At 65.5% G+C, this 20,188-nt stretch carries 18 protein-coding genes; 9 read left to right on the plus strand and 9 right to left on the minus strand.

Annotated features, from left to right (window positions below):
• Positions 1–34 precede the first annotated feature (34 nt).
• Together ACQP2U_RS19610 and ACQP2U_RS19615 are read left to right on the plus strand one after the other, a co-directional pair.
• Positions 35–1,552: a bifunctional 3-(3-hydroxy-phenyl)propionate/3-hydroxycinnamic acid hydroxylase gene (locus ACQP2U_RS19610; protein WP_433715979.1), complete on the plus strand. Its 1,518-nt coding sequence runs from the start codon at positions 35–37 to the stop codon at positions 1,550–1,552.
• A gap of 38 nt (positions 1,553–1,590) precedes the next feature.
• Positions 1,591–2,529 (plus strand): VOC family protein, encoded by a 939-nt coding sequence (locus ACQP2U_RS19615; protein WP_433715980.1) that lies wholly within the window; start codon positions 1,591–1,593, stop codon positions 2,527–2,529.
• 538 nt (positions 2,530–3,067) lie between these two features.
• Here the strand turns inward: ACQP2U_RS19615 and ACQP2U_RS19620 are convergent.
• From ACQP2U_RS19620 to ACQP2U_RS19635, 4 genes are read right to left on the minus strand one after another with little or no spacing between them, the layout of a single operon-like run.
• The gene (locus ACQP2U_RS19620) at positions 3,068–4,039 is read right to left on the minus strand and encodes a fumarylacetoacetate hydrolase family protein (RefSeq protein WP_433715981.1); all 972 of its coding nucleotides are present in this window, start codon (positions 4,037–4,039) and stop codon (positions 3,068–3,070) included.
• A complete protein-coding gene (locus ACQP2U_RS19625) occupies positions 4,036–5,982 on the minus strand; it encodes an acetoacetate--CoA ligase (protein WP_433715982.1) in 1,947 nt (648 codons plus the stop codon). The genes ACQP2U_RS19620 and ACQP2U_RS19625 overlap by 4 nt, the downstream gene beginning before the upstream one ends.
• Entirely contained in the window at positions 5,979–6,554 is a 576-nt protein-coding gene (locus tag ACQP2U_RS19630; protein ID WP_433715983.1) for a cupin domain-containing protein, read from the minus strand. The genes ACQP2U_RS19625 and ACQP2U_RS19630 overlap by 4 nt, the downstream gene beginning before the upstream one ends.
• Positions 6,555–6,567: 13 nt before the next feature.
• Positions 6,568–7,587: a fumarylacetoacetate hydrolase family protein gene (locus ACQP2U_RS19635; RefSeq protein ID WP_433715984.1), complete on the minus strand. Its 1,020-nt coding sequence runs from the start codon at positions 7,585–7,587 to the stop codon at positions 6,568–6,570.
• 101 nt (positions 7,588–7,688) lie between these two features.
• Here ACQP2U_RS19635 and ACQP2U_RS19640 point away from each other — a divergent pair, with 101 nt between their 5' ends.
• Entirely contained in the window at positions 7,689–8,285 is a 597-nt protein-coding gene (locus ACQP2U_RS19640; protein ID WP_433715985.1) for a TetR/AcrR family transcriptional regulator, read from the plus strand.
• Positions 8,286–8,318: 33 nt separating this feature from the next.
• On the opposite strand, the gene fahA is transcribed toward ACQP2U_RS19640, so the two are convergent.
• The 5 genes from fahA to ACQP2U_RS19665 form a co-directional block, all read right to left on the minus strand.
• Positions 8,319–9,524, minus strand: coding sequence for a fumarylacetoacetase (gene fahA / locus ACQP2U_RS19645; protein ID WP_433715986.1), 1,206 nt, complete (start codon positions 9,522–9,524; stop codon positions 8,319–8,321).
• A complete protein-coding gene (locus ACQP2U_RS19650) occupies positions 9,524–10,354 on the minus strand; it encodes a hypothetical protein (RefSeq protein ID WP_433715987.1) in 831 nt (276 codons plus the stop codon). The genes fahA and ACQP2U_RS19650 overlap by 1 nt, the downstream gene beginning before the upstream one ends.
• Entirely contained in the window at positions 10,351–11,544 is a 1,194-nt protein-coding gene (locus tag ACQP2U_RS19655; protein WP_433715988.1) for a homogentisate 1,2-dioxygenase, read from the minus strand. Before ACQP2U_RS19655 ends, ACQP2U_RS19650 begins: the two co-directional genes overlap by 4 nt.
• An 83-nt stretch (positions 11,545–11,627) precedes the next feature.
• A complete protein-coding gene (locus tag ACQP2U_RS19660; RefSeq protein WP_433715989.1) occupies positions 11,628–13,241 on the minus strand; it encodes an FAD-dependent monooxygenase in 1,614 nt (537 codons plus the stop codon).
• A 10-nt stretch (positions 13,242–13,251) separates the two neighbouring features.
• Positions 13,252–14,214, minus strand: coding sequence for an MBL fold metallo-hydrolase (locus ACQP2U_RS19665; RefSeq protein ID WP_433715990.1), 963 nt, complete (start codon positions 14,212–14,214; stop codon positions 13,252–13,254).
• A gap of 120 nt (positions 14,215–14,334) precedes the next feature.
• Here ACQP2U_RS19665 and ACQP2U_RS19670 point away from each other — a divergent pair, with 120 nt between their 5' ends.
• From ACQP2U_RS19670 to ACQP2U_RS19695, 6 genes are all read left to right on the plus strand, one after another.
• Positions 14,335–14,874 carry a MarR family winged helix-turn-helix transcriptional regulator gene (locus tag ACQP2U_RS19670; protein ID WP_364352622.1) on the plus strand — a complete coding sequence of 180 codons (540 nt, stop codon included), beginning with the start codon at positions 14,335–14,337 and terminating at the stop codon, positions 14,872–14,874.
• Between the two features lie 345 nt (positions 14,875–15,219).
• The gene (locus tag ACQP2U_RS19675) at positions 15,220–15,894 is read left to right on the plus strand and encodes a TetR/AcrR family transcriptional regulator (RefSeq protein WP_433715991.1); all 675 of its coding nucleotides are present in this window, start codon (positions 15,220–15,222) and stop codon (positions 15,892–15,894) included.
• 281 nt (positions 15,895–16,175) lie between these two features.
• Complete coding sequence (locus ACQP2U_RS19680; protein ID WP_433715992.1) at positions 16,176–17,027, plus strand: hypothetical protein; 852 nt, start codon at positions 16,176–16,178, stop codon at positions 17,025–17,027.
• Between the two features lie 200 nt (positions 17,028–17,227).
• On the plus strand, positions 17,228–17,662 hold the full coding sequence (locus ACQP2U_RS19685) for a hypothetical protein (RefSeq protein ID WP_433715993.1): 435 nt from the start codon (positions 17,228–17,230) through the stop codon (positions 17,660–17,662).
• Positions 17,663–17,764: 102 nt separating this feature from the next.
• Entirely contained in the window at positions 17,765–18,892 is a 1,128-nt protein-coding gene (locus ACQP2U_RS19690; protein WP_433715994.1) for a PLP-dependent cysteine synthase family protein, read from the plus strand.
• Complete coding sequence (locus ACQP2U_RS19695) at positions 18,889–20,166, plus strand: MFS transporter (RefSeq protein WP_433715995.1); 1,278 nt, start codon at positions 18,889–18,891, stop codon at positions 20,164–20,166. Before ACQP2U_RS19690 ends, ACQP2U_RS19695 begins: the two co-directional genes overlap by 4 nt.
• The last annotated feature ends 22 nt before the right edge of the window (positions 20,167–20,188 follow it).

Here is a 20,188-nt window from a genome sequence, read left to right on the forward strand (position 1 = left end):
ATTCGATACGATACGTTTAGTACACAAGGGAGTGATGGTGTCGTACGACTACGAAGTAGCTGTCATCGGTTGCGGACCGGTAGGGGCAACGGCTCTCGCCCTACTGGGACGCGCGGGAATCTCCGCGATCGGAATTGAACGCGAGGCCGCCACCTGGCCGCATGCCCGCGCCGTGCATTTCGACGGCGAAACACTCCGAACACTGCAGGCATTGGGTATCGGCGAGCGGGCGTCGGCGATCTGCGAGCCGATGACCGAATTCCGCATGGAGAACGAGGCGGGCGAGATCCTCTTCGAGCTGCCCACCGGTCAATTCGGCACTCAGGCATGGCATGACGATTTGATGTTCCATCAGCCGGATATGGAGGCGCTGCTGCGCGAGGAACTCGAACGACACCCGAATGTACGACTGTGTTCGGGGCGCACGCTCCTCGATTTCACGCAGGACTCCGACGCTGTCCGATGCCGGGTCGAGAATGCCGATGGCGCGACGGAATTCATTACCGCCCGCTGGATGATCGCGTGTGACGGCGCCAATTCGCCGGTGCGGCGACAACTCGGCGTCGAGACCGAGAAGCTCGGTTCCGACGACCCGTGGCTGGTCGTCGACGGTCTGCTGCACGGCGGCCCGGGCCTGCCCGGCACGATGGCATTCCTCGGACACCATTCCCGGCCCGGACTGTGGGTCCGGTTGCCCGGCGACCGCGTACGGATGGAATTCAAGGTCATGCCCGGCGACGACCCGGCCGAGATCGTGACCCGTTCGGCTATCGAGCGCATCAGCCGGGGCGTCCTGTCGGTCACCAACTTCGAACCCGACCGGATCGCCATCTACACATTCCGGGCTCGCGTCGCGGAGCAGTGGCGCGTCGGCAACGTCTTTCTCGCCGGCGACGCCGCGCACCAGGCGCCACCGCTGTGGGGCCAAGGTCTCTGCGCCGGTATGCGCGACGTCGCCAATCTGGCGTGGAAGCTGAAAGCGGTAGCCCGCGGCACCGCCGCGCCGACCCTGCTCGATACCTACCAGAGCGAACGGCTACCGCATGCCCGCTACTGGGTGGAGAAGGCGGCCACCATGGCCCATCTCGTCCAGACGACCGATCCGGCAACGGCCGCGGGCCGCGACGCGCACATCCGCAGCCACCCTCAGGACGTGTATCCACCCCTCCCGGCGCTCGGGCCGGGATGGCATGCTGGGCCTGACGATCCGAACGCAGGACATCTCTCGAGCCAGCCCATGCTGGCGGACGGGACTCGCCTCGACGACATCGTTGGTGCGCGCTTCCTGCTGGCGACCACTGCCGAGTTATTCGCTGGGCTCCCCGAGGACCGGCGAATCGAGGTCGAGGCCAATCCCGAGATTGTCGTTCTGACCAACCCTGAACAGGTCCGCGAGCTTCTCGCCGCGGTCGACTCGCACGCCGTCGTGGTGCGGCCGGACCGGTATGTACTCGGCGTCGCCGATACCGCGACGCGACTAGCGGAGTTGCTCACCATGGTCCCCGCGCTCACCGCCGCACCGCCGACGCCCGCCGCGCCCGTAGTGGCGTAGAAGCCGGCACCGGCAGATTGAATTTCGAAGGAGGAAGAATGTCGTTCAGTCCGATCACCCATCTGCGTCACGTCGACATCGCCGTGCCCGACTACGACAAACAAGTCGAGTTCTATGCCAAGCACTGGGGTTTGGCCAGCACAGGTGGCGAGCGTGACGTGAGCTACTTCGCTGCGGAAGGCTCGCCGGAGCAGTACATCGTGCGCGTCCGGAAGGCTGCGGAGAAACGCCTCGACCTGATCTCGCTCGGCGCGGCCGACCGCGCGGCCGTCGATGGACTCGCCGCCCGTCTCGGCAGCCAGGGCGTGCAGTTGATCAATGAGCCGGATATCCTCCAAACCCCCGGTGGCGGTTACGGTTTCCGGTTCTTCGACCTCGAGGGCCGCACCATCGAGGTGTCGTCGGATGTGGAGACCCGCCAGCATCGCAAGATCGAGGAGAAGGAAGATATTCCGGTGCGCCTGTCGCACGTGGTGTTCAATTCGCCCGAGCCGGAGAAGATGACGGCCTGGTATGAGAAGCACCTGAACTTCCGCCTGTCCGACACGAACACCCATCCCCGGTTGGGCGGGCTGTTCTGGTTCTTGCGCTGCAGCGACCAGCACCACAGCATCGCGATCTCCCGCGGCCCGCATACCGCGCTGAATCATGTCTCGTTCGAATTGCGAGGCCTGGACGAATACCTCTACGGCAGCGGCCGTCTCATGCGCGCCGGGATCCCCAAGATCTGGGGCCCCGGCCGGCATCGCGCCGGTGACAACACCTTCACGTACTTCCACGACCCCAACGGCAACACCATGGAGTACAGCACCGAGCTCGCCACCATCGACGAGGACACCTGGCACCCCAGCATCTACGACGTGTCCGATCCAGCGACCTCCGATGTGTGGGGGATCGCGGAGACCGCGGACGAGTGGATCAGCAAGCAGATGTTCAACGACCCCGACAAGGGCCAGTTCGTCGCACCGCCCATGTGAGATATCGGGCTCGGTCAGCGGGGCGGGAGGCAGCGAATTTCCATCTGCCCCCGCCCTTTTCGGGTCCCGGGGCGTGACGCCGGTTTCATGATCACCTCGAGCAGCCCGGAGGCTTCCGAAACGGATCGAGCGGGGATCGGATGCGCAGGCCGCCCATCATCGCGAGCACCAGGGTAGCCTTCTCGTCCGCCGATAGAGACGCGCTGTCTATCGACGTGGGTAGCGCATCGCTGCTGAAGCACGGGTGGATGCGCTCGCGCCGATGAAGAACTCGGCGCGCGGGATGTGGGGTCTGTGGCCGCCCAGGTATTCCCGACGACATCGCCCGCGTCGTCCTCTGCTGCGCATCGGATCTGTCGGCCTTCATGACGGGCAGCACGGTGCTCGCCGAGGTGGCAGCACCGTCTGACCAAGCCTTATTCGGTTGCGGCATTGGAAGATTCGGTGCCGGGGTCCGAGCACGGGGGGCCTCGGCGGCATCGACCGAGGGCCCGACCGCGGTGGTACGCGGTCGGGCCCTCGGTGCGCTCGCCCTCGATCAGCCCTGGGTGGAGGCCGATCGGCAGACGGTGCGCTGCTTTCCGAGGCCGGTGATCTCGGCCTCCATCACGTCCCCCGCACGCAGGAACCGGCCATGGTGTGAGCCGTTGCCCGCGGGCGAACCGGTGATGACCATGTCGCCCGGCTCTAGCGTGGTGTAGCGGGAGATATAGGAGATCAGCTGCGCGGGGCCGAACAGCATGTCGCTGGTCGAGCCCTTCTGCATCAGGTCGCCGTTGAGGTGCAGGGTGATCTCCAGATCGAGCGGGTCCGACACGAATTTCGCCGGGGTGAGATACGGCCCGGTCGGATAGAAGGTGGGCGCGTTCTTCGCCCGCATCCAATCGGTGCCCATCATCGGAATATCGCTGCGCGGCACCAGACTCCGCGTGGTCAGGTCGTTGCAGATGGTGTATCCGGCGACCGAGTCGATGGCCTCGGCCACGCCGACATCGCGAGTCCGGCGTCCGATGATCACGCCGAGTTCCAGTTCCCAGTCGTGGTTTTCGCCCACGGACGGCAGGATCACGTCGTCATAGGCACCGCTGATGGCTGTCGGCACGCCGACCCAGACATAGGGGTCGCCATGGGCGGCCCGCTCGTCGGTCTCCCGGGCGGCCTGCTCACGCAGTTCCGCCTCGGACGCGCCGGGGGTTCCGATGCGGTGGGCGACCGTGATCTGGATGATGTGCTCGCGGTAGTTGGCGCCCGCCGCGAAGATCTGCCCCGGCTGCTGCACCGGCGCGAGCACGCGTAATTCCTCCACCGGACGGCCGTCGCCGGTCACCGTATTCGCCATGTCCTGCAAGGACCGCAGGGCAGGCTCCCAGTCGCGAAGCATCGCCGCCGTCGACGTATGTGGCAGGACCGTACGCGTGTCGTACACGCGCCCGGCCACGACGATTCCCGGATACGGCGGCTGGTCTCCGTCTGCGAAGGTGCCGATGTGAAAGCTGACGTCGTTGCTCATACTGTCTCCAGAGTGTGTCGTCGGTGTGCGAAGTCCTCGTATTCCCGCAGCAGGCCGCTGTCGTCCACCGCGCCCAGGTCCACGACATCGGTCAGGGCCGCGCCCTGGAGCATGCGCTTGACCGGGACCTCCAGCTTCTTCCCGGTCCGCGTATGCGGGATGGCGCGCATGAACACGATGTCGTCGGGTACATGCCGCGGCGACAGCAAGGTACGCAGCGCTTCCGCGATCCGGGCCCGCAGCGCATCGTGATCCACACCGTCGATCGCCGCCACGAACAACACCATGTCGTAGTCGTCGGCGCCGAGTTCGGCTCCCACGACCAGGGATTCCCGCACTTCGGGGAAATCCTCGACGACACGGTAGATCTCCGCCGATCCGATCCGGATGCCCTGGCGGTTCAATGTGGAATCCGAACGCCCATGGATCACCGAACTGCCGTCCGCGTCGAATTCGATGAAATCGCCGTGCCGCCAGATGCCGGGGAACATCTCGAAGTAGCTGGCCAGGTAACGCCTGTTGTCCGGGTCGTTCCAGAATCGCAGCGGCATGGACGGCATCGGCTTGGTGACAACCAGTTCGCCCTGCTCCCCCGCCACCGGATTACCGTCAGCATCCCACGCGGCGACCGCGACACCGAGCGCCGGTGCCTGTAGTCGCGGCTTGCGCACCGGCAGTTCTGGGACGCCGCCGACGAAGATGGAACAGATGTCGGTGCCACCACTCATCGATGAGAGCCACATATCATCGAAATGCTCGTAGACCCAATCGAATCCGGCTTCCGACAGGGGTGATCCGGTCACCTGGAGCGTGCGCAACCGGCTTCGGGGCGGCTGCACGCCCGCCTTCAGGCAGGCGTGGATATAGCCAGCGCTGAGTCCCATGACGTCGACGTCGTGTTCGGCCGCGACCTGCCAGACGCGGCCCAGTTCGGGCCGGACCGGGCTACCGTCGAGCAGCACCACCGTCGCGCCGACGCCCAGGCCGGAGACCAGCATGTTCCAGACCACCCAGGCCGTGCTGGCGACGTTCATGTAGTGATCGCCCGCCCGCACATCGCTGTGGATGCGCAGCATCTTCAGATGCTCCAACAGCACACCACCGTGGCCGTGCACGATGCCCTTGGGGATTCCCGTTGTGCCGGAAGAGAACAGCACCCACAGCGGATGCTCGAATGGCAGATCGGTGCATTGAAGTTCGATGTCTGCGTCGGTGACGGCAGCCCAGGTTCGCACCGGAACGTCGAAGGCGGGCCATTGCCCCGGACGCAGATCATCCACCCAGATCACGTGCTCGAGCTCCGGTAATTCGGCTGCCACCTCGGTCATTTCGGCGGTTCGCTCGTGTTCGCGCCCACCGTGCCGGTAGCCGTCCGCGGCGATGAGTACCCGCGGGCTCAGTTGAGCGAAGCGGGACACGATCGCACTGGTACCGAATTCCGGCGAACACACCGACCAGATGGCACCGACCGCCGCACACGCGAGCAGTGCGACCACGGCCTCGGATCGATTGGGCAGTACCGCGGCCACCCGGTCACCGGGCAGCACACCCATCGACCGCAGTGCCGCGGCCAGGGCCGCCACCTGCCGGTGCAACTCCGCGCGCGACACGGTATGCGACCGGTTGTCGTCGTCCACAACGATCAGCGCGGTCTCGGGGGCCTTGCGCAGCATGTGCTCGGCATAGTTGACGGTGCGGCCGGGAAACCAAGCGCCACCGATCATTTCGTCCGGAGCGACCGGTCCGGTCGGTGCGCCACCCAGCCGGACATCCTCGAAGTCGGCCATGGCCAGCCAGAATCGGTCCGGATGTTCGGTCGACCAGCGCCACAGATCCAGGTACTCGGCACCCCGAAGTTCGGGGGGTAAACCCGCCCGGAAGCGAGTGACCTCCGCGGCGGCCACACGCTCCGAGCTGGGCCGCCACACCACATCACTGGTCACGGCCGTGCCTCGTCGAACAGCGGCAGCGAACCGAGCAGGATGAACGCCATCCGGCACGGCTTATCGCTGCGGTTGGACCACGAATGGCTGGTGCCGCGCTGGACGACGACGTCGCCGGGTTTCATCAAGCATTCACCCTCGTCGGTCATCAGCCAGATCTCACCGTCGAGCACGATGCCGTAGTCGAGGGAGTCGGTGCGGTGGAACCAGAAGTGCCGGGAATCCTGCTCCGCCGCGGCACGCGCGTGCTCGCCGCCGAATTCGCCGAACATCGTCTTCGCCGCGCGGTCGCTGTATGCGGCATCCGGCGGGAAGGTGGCGATCCGGAAGATGCTGCCACCCACCTTGGGGTACATGGGCACCTGTGTGTCAGCGGTGGCTGCGTCCTCGTTTCCGGCATTGGAGATATCGCCGGGCTCGGTGAGCCAGGCGACACTCGCACCGAATCCTGGAACATCCTCGGACACAAAGACATTCGGGCATTCGCCGACGCTGACGATGATCGACCGGCCGTTCTCGTCGTGGCCCGTCACGATCCGGCGAACGGGCGCGATCACGGTGTTTTCGGTCATTGGGCGTTTCCTCTCAGACTGTGGCCGTACCGAAGGGGTACGGACGCGGCTCCGGCCACCACGGCGCGGTCGTGGGTTCGGCGCTCAGCCGGTTGCGCAACACGCCGACGCCGCTGATCTCGAGTTCGACGACATCGCCCGGGCGCAGTTTCTTGTCGATTTCGAGGCCGGAGCCGTTGGGTAGCGTGCCCGAGCCGATGAGGTCGCCCGGCTGCAGGTTGTCACCGATGGAGACATAGGCCAGCAGTTCGGCGGGGGTGTAGATCATGCCGTCGGCCTTGGTGCTGGTCCACTGCTCGCCATTGACGTGGACGGAACCGGTGATGGCGTCGAAGTCCTGGAACTCGTCCATGGTCGTGATCCACGGGCCGATACCGTAGGCGAAGTCCTTGCACTTCTGCGGTCCCATACCCATCCCCATTTCGGAGCCCTGCACATCGCGGGCGCTGAAGTCGTTGAAGATGGTGAGACCGAACAACGTGGACTGCGCCTCATCGGGCGTGAGGTTGCTGCCGTAGCCTCCGACAATCAACCCGATTTCGAGTTCGTAGTCGACGAATTCGGAGTAGCCCGGGTAGGGCACCTCCTGGTCGTGCCCGTAGACCACACCCGTGGACCCCTTGAAGTAGCCGGGAGTCTTGAATAGCTGTGGGTTCGGCAGACCGCCGCCGACCTTCTCGTGGAACTGCTTCATATGCAGCGGGAAGGTCAGGCCGTCGCGGATCACCGGCGGATCGACAGCGGGCTGCCAATCGACCTCACCGATCGGCAGCGACGCATCGTCACCCGCCTGGTCCACTGCCCATTGCGCGGCCTCGAGGAATACCGGACCTGCCGCGATCGCGGCGGCCATGCTCGACGGGAAGTACGCGGCCGCGAGCCGCCGTGCGGCCGCGTCGGACGCCGACCCGCGCTGACGGCCGATGCGGTAGGCCTGGGCTAGATCCACCACTCGATCCCGATCCGGTTCGACCGCGACGAGCCTGGTTTGGTCGCCGTCCGGCGTCGAACGGGAGATTCGGCTGAGCTTCATTGCTAACCACCCTTATGTCATCCGAAACGTTTCGTATCGTATAGGAATATAGAACCATGCCAATACCGTGCTTGACAATGGATTCGGGATAACATCCTCTTGTGGCTGTACGAAGCGAATCGAGTCGACAGGCGATCCTGGACGCAACCATGGACCTACTGGTTCGGGATCGGAGACGGGCGACCACCGTCCAGAAGCTGACCATCGAGATGATCGCCAAGCGGGCGAAGGTCAGTAAGGCGACCATCTATCGATGGTGGCCCAACAAGGCCGCCGTGGTCATAGACGCCTTCATGGAGGGTCATCTGCCACAGGTCCGAGTTCCGGAGGATCTTCCGGTCCGCGAGGCCCTCGAAACCCATGTGAAGTCACTGGTCGCGCGGTACGCCGGACCGCAGGGGCGGCTGATCGCCCAGATCATTGCCGAAGGGCAGTACGACCCGGCGACCCTCGCCGACTTCAAGACCCGGTTCTGGAACGACCGATACGCGGCGGTGGACAAGCTGATTCGCCGAGGGGTTGACGAGGGCGTGTTCCGTTCCGACATCGAACCAGGCGATGCGGCCGAGATGATCTACGCGCCGATCTACTTCCATTTGCTCTTCGGTACCGGCCCGCTGGACGATTCGCTGGCGAAGCGGCTCGTCGACCAGGCTATCCGCGGACTCGCGGCATCAGCGGCGGGTACTCCGGACTGACTCGCGGTACCCGCCGCCGCACAGAACAATGCGTCAGGAACCCGCCGCTTCCGGCGGTTGAATGCGGGCGGTGACCTCGCCGAGGCTGATCAGCGCACCGGAGGGACCGGGGGCGGATCCGCTCAACGTCACGACATCGCCATCCTCCAGGAAGGTGCGCGTGCCGCCATCGGGCAGGTGCACCGGCTCGGTTCCGTTCCAGGTGAGTTCGATCAGCGAACCACGCTGATCCGCAGCCGGTCCGGACACCGTGCCCGAAGCGAACAGATCACCCGTACGCAGGCTCGCACCGTTGACCGTCATGTGCGCGAGCATCTGCGCCGGAGACCAATACATTTGCGCGTACGGCGGCCGCGACACGGTGTGCCCGTTCAGCGCGAATTCCAGCCGCAGATCCAGTCCCCACGGCTGCGACTCCGCCAGATACGGCAAAGGTTTCGGATCCTGCGGCGGCGTCGGTACCCGCGCGGCGGCCAGAGCTTCCAACGGAACGATCCACGGTGAGATCGAGGTAGCGAACGACTTGCCGAGGAACGGCCCGAGCGGTACGTACTCCCAGGCTTGGATATCGCGGGCCGACCAGTCGTTGACCAGGCACACACCGAAGACATGGTCGGCGAAATCCTTGGTGGACACCGGCTTTCCCAGTTTGCTGGGTGTACCGACCACATAGCCGACCTCGACTTCGATATCGAGCCGCGCTGACGGCCCGAATGTCGGCACCGGATCCGACGCAGCCTTGCGCTGTCCCCGAGGACGAATCACCGAAGCGCCGGAGGCGACGACCGTGCCTGCGCGGCCGTGGTAGCCGACCGGTAGATTCTTCCAATTCGGCAGCAGCGCAGCCGAATCCGGGCGAAACATGGTGCCCAGGTTGGTGGCATGGTGCTCGCTGGCATAGAAGTCGACGTAATCGGCTACCTCTATCGGTAGGTGCAGTGTGACCTGGTCCACCGGATGCAATATCTCGGCCGCGCGGGCTCGTTGCGTCGGGTCGGTGAGCAAGTTGGTGATCCGACGACGGGTCGCTGTCCAGAATTCCCGCCCGCAAGCCATGAAGTCGTTCAGCGAAGCACTTTCGAACACCTGGTCGCCCAAAGCCGCCCATAGATCGAGCACATGATCACCGATCCGGACTCCGATGCGGGCAACTCCGTCCGATGGCGAGAAGACTCCGTAGGGTAGGTTGTCGATTCCGAAGCCAGAGCCCTCGGGTACCGGCGCCCAAGTGGTGGTCATTATGAAATCCTTTCCGGGTCAATAAGTCCAAAGGCCTGGGCCTCGGCCACCGGGATGGTCGTGCTGCACGATCCGTAGCTGGTGAGCAGGCCACGTGTGGCCGCGACGGCCACGGCATCCAGGGTGGTGGCCGCGCGCACCAACCGCAGGGAGTCGTCGCTCAGCAGGGTGGCCTCGATCGCGTCCGCGTCCGTGCCCCCGGCGGCGGCCGCGGCAGCGAGCACCAGATTCAGAAATCCGTGGTGGGTGAATCCGGTCCGCTCATCGGTGTAGCGCACCGCGTGATGCAGACCGGCGGTGGCTTTGACGGGAACGCCCCCACCGGCAGCGGCGACCAGTGCGTCCGCCAGTGCGGGCGCCGACGGGAACAATTCCGGCCGAATGCCGCCGCAACGGAGCTTCAGGCCGACACCGAGCCGTGCCAGTTCGGGGGTGAGGGCCGCGATGTCGGAGTACGCCACGGGCTCGACGAAAACCGGTACACGGTCCGGCAGTTGGGCGATCACCTCCGCCACCGGTACGTTCGCCGCAGCGAGTGGGAACTCGATGAGCGCCAAGTCGAGGACCGGGTCGGCTGCTATGTCCGACAGCGCGGTCGCCAGTCCGGACAGGCCTTTGTCCGCGATTAGGCCGACGCGAATGCGGTCGCCGATTTCGAGTTGGGCGCGCAGTTCGCTGATACGGCTCGCCGGGCACAGGAATCGGTGCGTCAGTACCGGACTGGCCGCGAGGCTGTCGGCCCTGTGCCGCGCGACAGCGTCGGGCATGCTCAATGCGGTCGGTGGGAACAGTCCGGCATCGTCGACCAGGCCGTCCAGTAGTCCGGTCATGAGTTCGCCCGCGACCAGCTGCCGACGTAGACGCCGTCATCGCAGGCTATTCCGCCCTCGCCGAGCTGCAGCGGCCGAAAGGTGTCGACCATGACGGCGAGCTCGTCGAAGAATTCTTTACCCAGGCTGCGCTCGACCGCACCTGGCTGTGGGCCGTGCGCGTGCCCGCCCGGGTGCAGCGATATCGACCCCTGCCCGATTCCGGTGCCCTTGCGCGCCTCGTAGTCGCCGCCGCAATAGAACATCACTTCGTCGGAGTCGACATTGGAGTGGTAGTACGGCACCGGCACCGATAGCGGGTGGTAGTCCACCTTGCGGGGAACGAAGTTGCAGATGACGAATTTGTTCCCCTCGAACACCTGATGCACCGGCGGCGGCTGGTGCACCCGGCCGGTGATCGGCTCGAAGTCGGAGATATTGAAGGTATACGGGTAGAGGCAGCCGTCCCAGCCCACAACGTCGAACGGGTGGTGCGGAACGAGATAGCGCGTACCTGCGATCCCGTTGGGTCCCCGGTGTTTGACGAGGACTTCGACGTCGGTCTGCTCCGACAGCAGCGGCTCGGCGGGGCCGTGTAGATCGCGTTCACAGTACGGGGCGTGTTCGAGCAGCTGGCCGAAGCGCGACAGGTAGCGCTTGGGCGGCGCGATATGACTGTTCGCCTCGATCACGTAGGCGCACAACGGTTTTCCTGATTCCGGCAGCCATCGGTGCGTGGTCGCCCTGGGCAGGACGACATAGTCACCCTCCCGCACCGGCAGCGCTCCGAACACCGTCTCCACCAGGCCCGCGCCCGACTCGACGTACACACACTCGTCGCCGATGGCGTTGCGGTACAAGGGTGATTCCGCACCGGCGACAACATAGGAGATGCGGACGTCGTCGTTGCCGAGCACCAGTCGACGACCCGTCACCACGTCGATCGACTTCCACTCATCACCCGCAAACAGCGCGGGCAACAGTAAATGCCGCGGGATGAGCGGATGGTTGGGACTCAGCGAAAGGTCTCCGGGCTCCCATGTCGCCGCTTCCCGGATCGCCGAGGGGATATGCCGGTGGTACAGCAGCGAAGAGTCACTGGAGAAGCCCTCCTCCCCTATCAACTCCTCGTAGTACAGCGCACCGCCGCCGGTGCGGAACTGGGTGTGTCGTTTAGGTGGGATCTGTCCCACCTGGCGGTAGTAGGCCATGTCGAAAACTCCTCGATTTATAGTCAAATCATTGACCATTAGGTGGTTGGCGACGCTGAAACGAGCACTCGAGCGCCGCGCTGTCAGGCCACCACGGCGACCTCGGCCGGCGCACCGCCGGCCCGCCGGATCGCACCGGTCAGTTCCTCGACACTCGGTTCGACCAGTGCCGCGGCAATGTAGGCATCGGGCCGCACCAGCCAGACTTCACCGGGCTCGGATCGCAATGCGGCAGTAAGTGTCCCTTCGCGGTCGATCGCCGCGATCTCCAGCACCCGGATCGGCGCTGACGTGGCGGTGGTCGCGCACCGCGCCAGGGCCTGCACATCCACATCCGGTCCGGCCAGCAGCAGCAATCCGTCGCGAGCGAACTCCCGTAGCCGTCCGTGCCCACCATCGGGCAGGGTGACCGGCGCGTCGGGCGCGATGATGCCCGGGGCAGTGGGCGCGACGGTGCCACGGGGCGGCCGACCATGGAAGGGACGGCCGGGATCCGGGGTGGTCAGCGGCGAATCGACATACCAGAACGGCTCGGACAGTCGACCGGAGTCGACCGCCGCACTGGTAGCGGGATCCACCGCCGCGCGTTCGAGGGTGTCGCGGCGCACCCGGCGCTGCTGGTCATCGCGCGGCACCAGGAAGTTCATGGTGTCGGTGGTGACCTCGATATTCTCCAGAGCGGCCGCGTGTCTCTCGACGTGGTAGCTCTCCAGCAGTTCCGCCGGCGCCCAGCCATTGAGCACGAAAGCCAGCTTCCACGCGGCATTCTCGGCGTCCGCGACGCCGGAGTTCAAGCCACGCGCGCCGAATGGCGACACCAGGTGGGCGCAGTCGCCGGCCAGCAGTACCCGGCCAACGCGCATGCGGTCGACGACCCGAGAGTGGAAGCGGTACACCGAGTTCCACACGATCTCGTAGTCCGTGTCGCCGATAATCCGGCGAATACGCGCGTCCAGCGCGCCGCTGGCTCGCTCCGCGTCGAGGTCGTAGTCGCCGGGCACCTGCCAGTCGATGCGGAACGTCGAGTCCGGGCAGGGATGAATGAGCACCTGCCGCCCGGGATTCCACTCCGGGTCGAAGTAGAAGCGGCGTTCGGTGGCCCAGTCCGGCAGATCGGCCCGGATATCGCAGATCAGGAACCGATCATCGAAGGATTCACCGCCGAAGTCGACGCCGAGCTCCCCGCGCAGGTCATCGCTGCGCGGGCCGCCGCACGCGACGGCGTACGCAGCAGTGATGGCCGCCTCCCCCGCGGGAGTGGCGCAGCGCAGGCGGACACCGTTGTCGTCCTGCGCGATTCCGGTGACGGTATGGCCCCAGCGCACGTCGATCAGTTCGGACGCCGCGATGGCTTCGTCGAGGATCTGCTCGGTGCGGGTCTGCGAAATATTGACGAACGCCGGGAACGCCGACTTACCGTAATCCGGCAGGTCATAGGAGAACAGTTCGCGATCACGGTAGAAGGTGCGGGCCGTGGTCCAGGTAACGCCCTCTTGCGCGATGCGGCGTCCAGCACCGACGGATTCCCATACATCGAGCACGTCACGCTGCTGACAGATGGCCTTCGAGCCGATCTCGTCGCGCTGTGGGCGGGCATCCAGCACGATCACGGGGATACCCCAGCGGGCCAGCAGCAGCGCAGTCGTCTGACCGACCGGCCCATTGCCGATGATGGCGACCGTCTTATCGGTTGTCATGTCGAATTCCTCAGTCCTGCAGCTGGTTCCAGACTTCACGGTCACGCTCGGAGGTCCAGATGACGGGCCGCTCGATACCGGACAATTCGTCCCACACGCGGGAGACATCGAACGGCAGGCAGTGTTCGAAAATCGGCCAGCGCCCGTAGCGGTCGAACAGCGCCACGTGCGTGGCCTCGAACGCCTCCTTCAGAGTTCCGCCACGCTGGTGCACCGTGCCCACCTCGGTCAGCATGACCCGCAGGAAGTGCCGGGACTGCTCGATCGCGGCGTCGCACGCATCACGCCCCCGGGCCACCGCGCCGCGGCCACCGATGAGCTGTTCGGCGCCCAGTGCTTCGACGGCGTCGAGGGTGCCGGTGGCCCATTCCCGATGGAAGGCGTCGCCGGTGTACAGGGCGGCCTCGGCCTCGACCAGGTCCCCGGCGAACAGGATCTTGTGCTGGGGCAGCCAGGCCACGATGTCGCCCTCGGTGTGCCCGCGGCCCAGAAACTTCAGCTGCAGGTCGCCGCGGTTGCCACCGAGGTCGATGGTGACCGAGTCGGAGAAGGTCTGAGTGGGCCAGGCCAGTCCGGGAATGGTGTCGGGCTCTTTGAAAAGCCGCGGCATACGCCCATACTCGGAATCCCAATCCTGTTGTCCGCGTTCGGCGATGAGCTTGCGCGTGTTGTCGTGCGCGATGACCACTTCCGCGTCGTAGGCGCTGGCGCCGAGTGTGCGCACCGCGTGGTAGTGCGACAGGATCAGATATTTGACCGGCTTGTCGGTGTGCTCGCGCAGCTTCGCCAGCCATTGCCGCGCGGCGACCGGCGTGGCCAGTGCCTCGAAGCAGACGACGAAATCCTCACCCTCGATCGCGCCGATATTCGGATCCCCCTCGGCGGTCAGCGCGTACACACCGTCGGCGAGCACCTCGAGCGTCTGCACCTTCTCGCCGAGATCCGCCGAAGAGGCGAAAGCCTTCGTGGTCATCAGCCCTCCATTAGTAAATGGTTTGATTAATTTCAGCCGAGTGTAGCGTGAACCACACCATTGGCAAGACCTGTTCCCTGTCACTCTCGCCGGCCGCGCGGACGTCATTACCCTGTGCTCATGACCACGGCTCCGGAGTCCCCCCGCAACCTCGACTACCTGACCTTCGTCGACTACGCGGTGAACAAGGCCAATCGCGAACTCCCCCAAGTCGATCCCACGGCCATGCGGATGGTGCTGACCCTGCACCGGGTCACCAGCGCGCTCGTCTACGACCTCGAAGCGTCGGTCCACCGCCCCCACGGTTGGAGCTGGCCCGGTTTCCGCATCCTCTTCGTCCTGTGGCTGGCCGGGCCACTGGAGGCCAAACGAATCGCCGAACTGTCCGGCAATAGCCGAGCCACGGTGTCGGCCCTGGTCAACACCCTGGAACGCGACGGTCTGGTCACGAGGGAACGCGCCGAGCGCGACCGCCGCGCGGTGCGGATCGCCTTGACGGAAGGGGGTCATGACGCCATCGCGGACGCTTTCCGTCAGCACAACGAGCGCGAGCAGGCGTGGGCCAACGCCCTCACCAAACCGGAACAGACGATCTTCATCGGCCTGCTCGAGAAACTTATGTACGGCATGGCCGACGTCGCCGAGAAACGCCGCAGCTGAGTCCGACCCGTGGCCTCTGGTCGATAGCGATGTCACGGATGCGATCGAGCACCCGACTTATCGTGACCTCACCTTCTATGCGGGCCAACCGTGCGCGGCGCAGGTGTGGATACCGCGTAGCCCCGCAGCGTCGAACGGCGAAGTGTTCGTTCGAAACGGTTCGTCTCATATCGGAGCGTCGTGGCACCTGTTGATCGGCCGTTCCGAATACAAGTGGCGATACCATCCTGATGTGGCTGTACGAATCGAATCGAGTCGCCAAACGATCTTGGATGCGACTCATCGTCGACCGGGCCGTCCTCGGGCTTGCGGCACGATCGGCGACCCCGAAGTAGGCACAAAACCGTGACTGCCGATCGCGACGTCGAACCCCGCCCCAAACGGGCGGATGCGGTTCGCAACCGTCAGCGCATCCTGACCGCCGCGGAACGGTTGCTGGCCGAGCGCGGCATGGAAATGACACTCGATGCCGTTGCCGGCGTGGCAGGTATCGGTGTCGGCACCGTCTACCGCCAGTTCTCGAACAAGAGGGAGCTGATCAATGAGTTGTTCGAGGGATACCTTCGGCAGATCATCGACTCGGCCCAAGCGGCGACTCGCGACCCCGACCCCTGGCGAGCGCTCACGCGATTTGTGGAAGCCACCTGTGAAATCATCGCGGGCAACCGCGGATTCGCCACCGCGATGAGCGAGTTGCAAAATGAAGCAATCCTTTTCGAAGTCCATCGCGGCGAGCTCATGCTCCCGATCGCGGTGTTGCTCGACCGCGCGAAAAAGGCCGGCGTGGTCGAGCAGAGCATGGAACCGGTCGATGTTCTCGCAATCATCGGCATGATCCACCTCGTCGCGGCAATCACCGAACCGGTCGCTCCGGAGAACTGGCGGCGGTACCTTGCCGTCCAGCTCAACGGCTTCCGCACCGACGCTGCCCCCGAGTTGCCGCTGCACCCCGCCGCGTTGTCATCGGATCAGCTGAACCGAGCCCGCGCGGCCGCGGCCGCGCGCCGCAAGCAGCCCTGAGCGATCATGTGTCGGCACCTCCCGGGCCGATCGGTTATCCGCAAATCGGTTCGCCCCGAACATATCGCTTATTCAGTCGCTCAATAGATTTCAGTTGCCAAGCAAGTCTGGCTTGCCTTGCCCGAACATCCGGCGTTGTTGTCGCTGATCCGGTCCGCATCCCCGGAGGGGCTGGACGGGGCGACGTGAGGCGCATCACACGCCACCATATTTACTTGTACCCCCCAGGGGTATTACTTTTCCTTTGTGTAGATACAGAGCAAGATCGGAGAGAGACGGCGATGACTACGCAGACGCACACCCATCATCACGGCACGCACGGGGATCACGCGGCACATGCAGATCACAACGCTTACGCCCATCGCACCACCGTTGCACCCGCCCACACGGGTCACGGCGACCACGCCACGCACGGCGGTGGGCTGCCGGGCGGACTCCAGATCACCCAGGACGGTTACACATTGGCGCTCGCGGAGCCGATCACGACCCCTGGTGAGATCGACTTCCGGTTCCGGATCCTCGGGCCGGACGGTGCGGCGGTCGCCGACTACACCGCCATCCACGACCGTGACCTGCACCTGATCGTCGCCCAACGGGAGCTGACCGGGTTCTGGCACGTGCATCCCGAACTCACGACCGACGGCACCTGGACAGTGAAGCTGAAGCTGCCGGAAGCGGGCGCGTACCGCGTATTCACCGATATCGCCCCACGCGCGCTCGGCAAGACAATCACCCTCGGCGCGGATCTGGCTGTCGCCGGCGCGTACGAACCGCGACCCGTTCCGGCGGCCGCGCGCACCGCGACGGTGGACGGCTACGAGGTGACCCTCGCGGGTGATCTCGTGCCCGGCGACGGCCGACTGCTCACACTAACCGTGCACAAGAACGGCGAGCCGGTCACCGATCTGCAGCCCTACCTCGCCGCCTACGGACATCTGGTGATCCTGCGAGCGGGCGACCTGGCCTATGTCCACGTCCACCCGAACGGCGAACCCGGCGACGGGGTGACCGCTCCTGGCCCGGGCGTCGCCTTCCACACTGCCGTCCCCGGCCCAGGAACCTACCGACTGTTCTTGGACTTCAAGCACGGCGATGTCGTCCGTACCGCCGCGTTCACGCTGCCGACTGCCTGATGCGCTGGTCGACCCCAACGCCGCGGGGCTTGAAATGCCCACCACAGCATGAAGATGCATACGTTCGAGCCGAAAATGCCAGGCGAGCAGTGCTTTCCCGGATTCTCGGTGCCAGAGCACCGATGTCGGAACGGTTCGAGCGGGGTGTGGGAGGAGGCTTCGATGGTGAGCCAGGAGTCCGATGCCGGAGTGTGGTCGCTGTGAAGCCCACCGGTCGGTTGCGGCTCGCCGGCTTGGCGCTGGCGCTACTTGCCGCAGGGCTGCTCATCGCGCCACTGCTGCACTGCACCCTGCGCGCCGCCGGTGGCCATTCCCATGGAACTGGAGAGCACTCCCATCAGACCACCACTGCCCTGTTCGCCTCGGCTGTGGGTGACGCGGCACATGCCATCGCCGATCCCGGTGAGCACCACGGTGCGCCGCATGACGCCCACTGCGTCGTCACCGTTGCGCTACCGGTAAGCGCCGGCGGTCTCGTGCCGCTGCTGTCGTACCTATTTATGCTGGTCGCGGCCGTGATTTTCGCGCCGGTGTACCGGCTTGGTTCCGGTGGAGTGCGTGGTCCCCCTGCCGCGGCCGTGCCTATCGTCAGCGGCAGAGCCCTGCTGACGCGTATCTGTATCGCCCGACGCTGATCGGTCAGCGCCAGGCCGGTGAGTTGTCCTCTGTCGGCCGGTGTCCGCTGCCCGCACGTCTCTGCGCCCTACAGGGCGGTATCGATACAGAAAGCGACAGTCATGGACAAAGTTGTGCTCGGCACGCGTGCCGAGGTTCCCGCGGCCCTGGTGGCCGCGCCGGGCCCGGCCCGGCACCCGGATACGTTGGTCGGAAACACCCCGATTCTGTGGGTCGGCGAACCGCTGGCACCGGCGGGTCGAGGGTTCTGGGCCAAGCTGGAGGGGGTCAACCCGGGCGGGATGAAAGACCGCCCCGCCCTGCACATGGTGCGGCGAGCCAAAGCGCGCGGCGACTTGGCGCCTGGCGCCCGGATAATCGAATCCACCAGCGGCACATTGGGTTTGGGTCTGGCGCTGGCGGGATTGGTGTATCGGCATCCGGTCACCATGGTCACCGATCCAGGCCTGGAGCCGATCATGGCGCAGATGCTCGCCGCGTACGGAACACAGGTCGATCTGGTGACCGAGCCACATGTGCGCGGTGGTTGGCAGCAAGCCCGGCGTGACCGGGTGCTCGAGTTGCTCGATCGTGAACCCGATGCGTGGTGCCCGGACCAGTACAACAATCCGGATAACGTCGACGGCTACGAGTCGCTTGCGATCGAGTTGATCGAACAGCTCGGTAGTGTCGATGTGCTGGTGTGCGCGGTCGGCACCGGCGGTCATTCGGCCGGGGTGGCGCGGGTGCTGCGGCGGTTCAACCCGGATCTGAAGCTGATCGGGGTGGACGCCGTGGCCTCGACGATCTTCGGTCAGCCCGCCGGTCCGCGGCTAATGCGTGGGCTGGGCTCGAGCATCTATCCGCGCAATGTCGACTACGCCGCATTCGACGAAATTCATTGGGTCGCACCGTCGGAGGCCGTCTGGGCCTGCCGTGCACTGGCCGCCACGCACCACGCAAGTGGCGGCTGGAGCGTAGGCGCGGTCGCGCTGGTGGCGGGCTGGGCCGCCCGCACGCACGATTCCGAACTGCGAATCGCGGCGGTGTTCCCCGACGGGCCGCACCGATACTTCGACACCATCTACAACGACACCTACTGCGAGCGGCACGGGCTGTTCGATGTCGATCCGCCGATCGAACCCGACACCATCACCCACCCGACCGAGCGAGTCGTACACTCCTGGACTCGCTGCACCACTGTGATCGATCCGAAACGTCTCGTCCATGGTCGGGAGCAGGCGTCATGACTCTGCTCGCCAAGTTCCGCAGCTTCGATCTCGCCGCCCGCCTGCTGATGATCAACCAGTTCGGCATCAATCTCGGTTTCTACATGCTGATGCCGTACCTGGCCGGATACCTCGCCGGACCCCTGGGATTGGCGGCGTGGGCGGTCGGCCTTGTGCTCGGCGTCCGGAACTTCTCCCAGCAGGGGATGTTCCTCATCGGTGGCACACTCGCCGACCGGTTCGGCTACAAACCGCTGATCGTGGCCGGATGTTTCCTGCGGACCAGTGGTTTCGCGTTACTGGTGTTCGCGACCTCGTTGCCGGGCTTGCTGATCGCCTCGGCGGCAACAGGTTTCGCCGGAGCGCTGTTCAATCCGGCGGTGCGCGCCTACCTAGCGGCCGACACCGGAGAACGGCGCTTGGAAGCGTTCGCGGTGTTCAACATCTTCTACCAGGCAGGCATCCTGGCCGGTCCCTTGCTCGGACTCGCGCTGATGGCGCTGGATTTCCAAGTGACCGCGGGCGCGGCCGCACTGGTGTTCGCGGTGCTGACAGTGGCACAGTTGTTCGCCTTGCCCGCCCGGCGTGCCGAAACTCCGGCTGAGCAGACCACGGTGCTCGAGGACTGGCGCACCGTGGTCGCCAACCGGCGGTTCGTGGCGTTCGCGATGGCGATGATCGGCTCGTACGTCCTGTCGTTCCAGGTGTATCTCGCGCTGCCACTGCAAGCGGACTACGTGGCCGGGGCGCGGTCGCGGGAGGTGACCTCGGCGGTATTCGTGATCTCGGGTGTCGTCGCGGTTGTGGGACAGTTGCGCATCACCGCGTGGTTGCGGACCCGGTGGCGCGGCGGGCGCAGCCTGGTCGTCGGGATGAGCCTGCTGGCAGTGTCGTTTCTCCCCGTAGCGCTAGTGCCGGATCCCGAACGGTTCGGGACGGTGGCCGCGATCGCCGCACTCCTGGTGGCGGCGGCTCTGCTGGCGATCGGGACAGCGGCGGTGTTTCCCTTCGAGATGGACACCGTCGTCGCTCTGGCCAGTGGCAGGCTGGTGGCCACCCACTACGGGTTCTACAACACCGTCGTCGGCATCGGAATCCTGATCGGCAACCTCACCACCGGCGCAGTGGTCGGCGCCGCCCACGCCGCCGGATCCGATTGGGCGGTTTGGTTCGGCTTCGCAGCCATCGGCGCGCTTGCCGCGCTGGCTCTGCATCGGCTCGACCGGTCCCAGTCCGCGCAGGCCACCACCAGTATCGATCAGCCGAAGACCACTATCAGCGGCGGACGGCACTAACTCCCAACATTGCTGGCGCGGC

It is taken from the genome of Nocardia sp. CA-084685, assembly GCF_050955785.1.
Lineage (GTDB): Bacteria > Actinomycetota > Actinomycetes > Mycobacteriales > Mycobacteriaceae > Nocardia.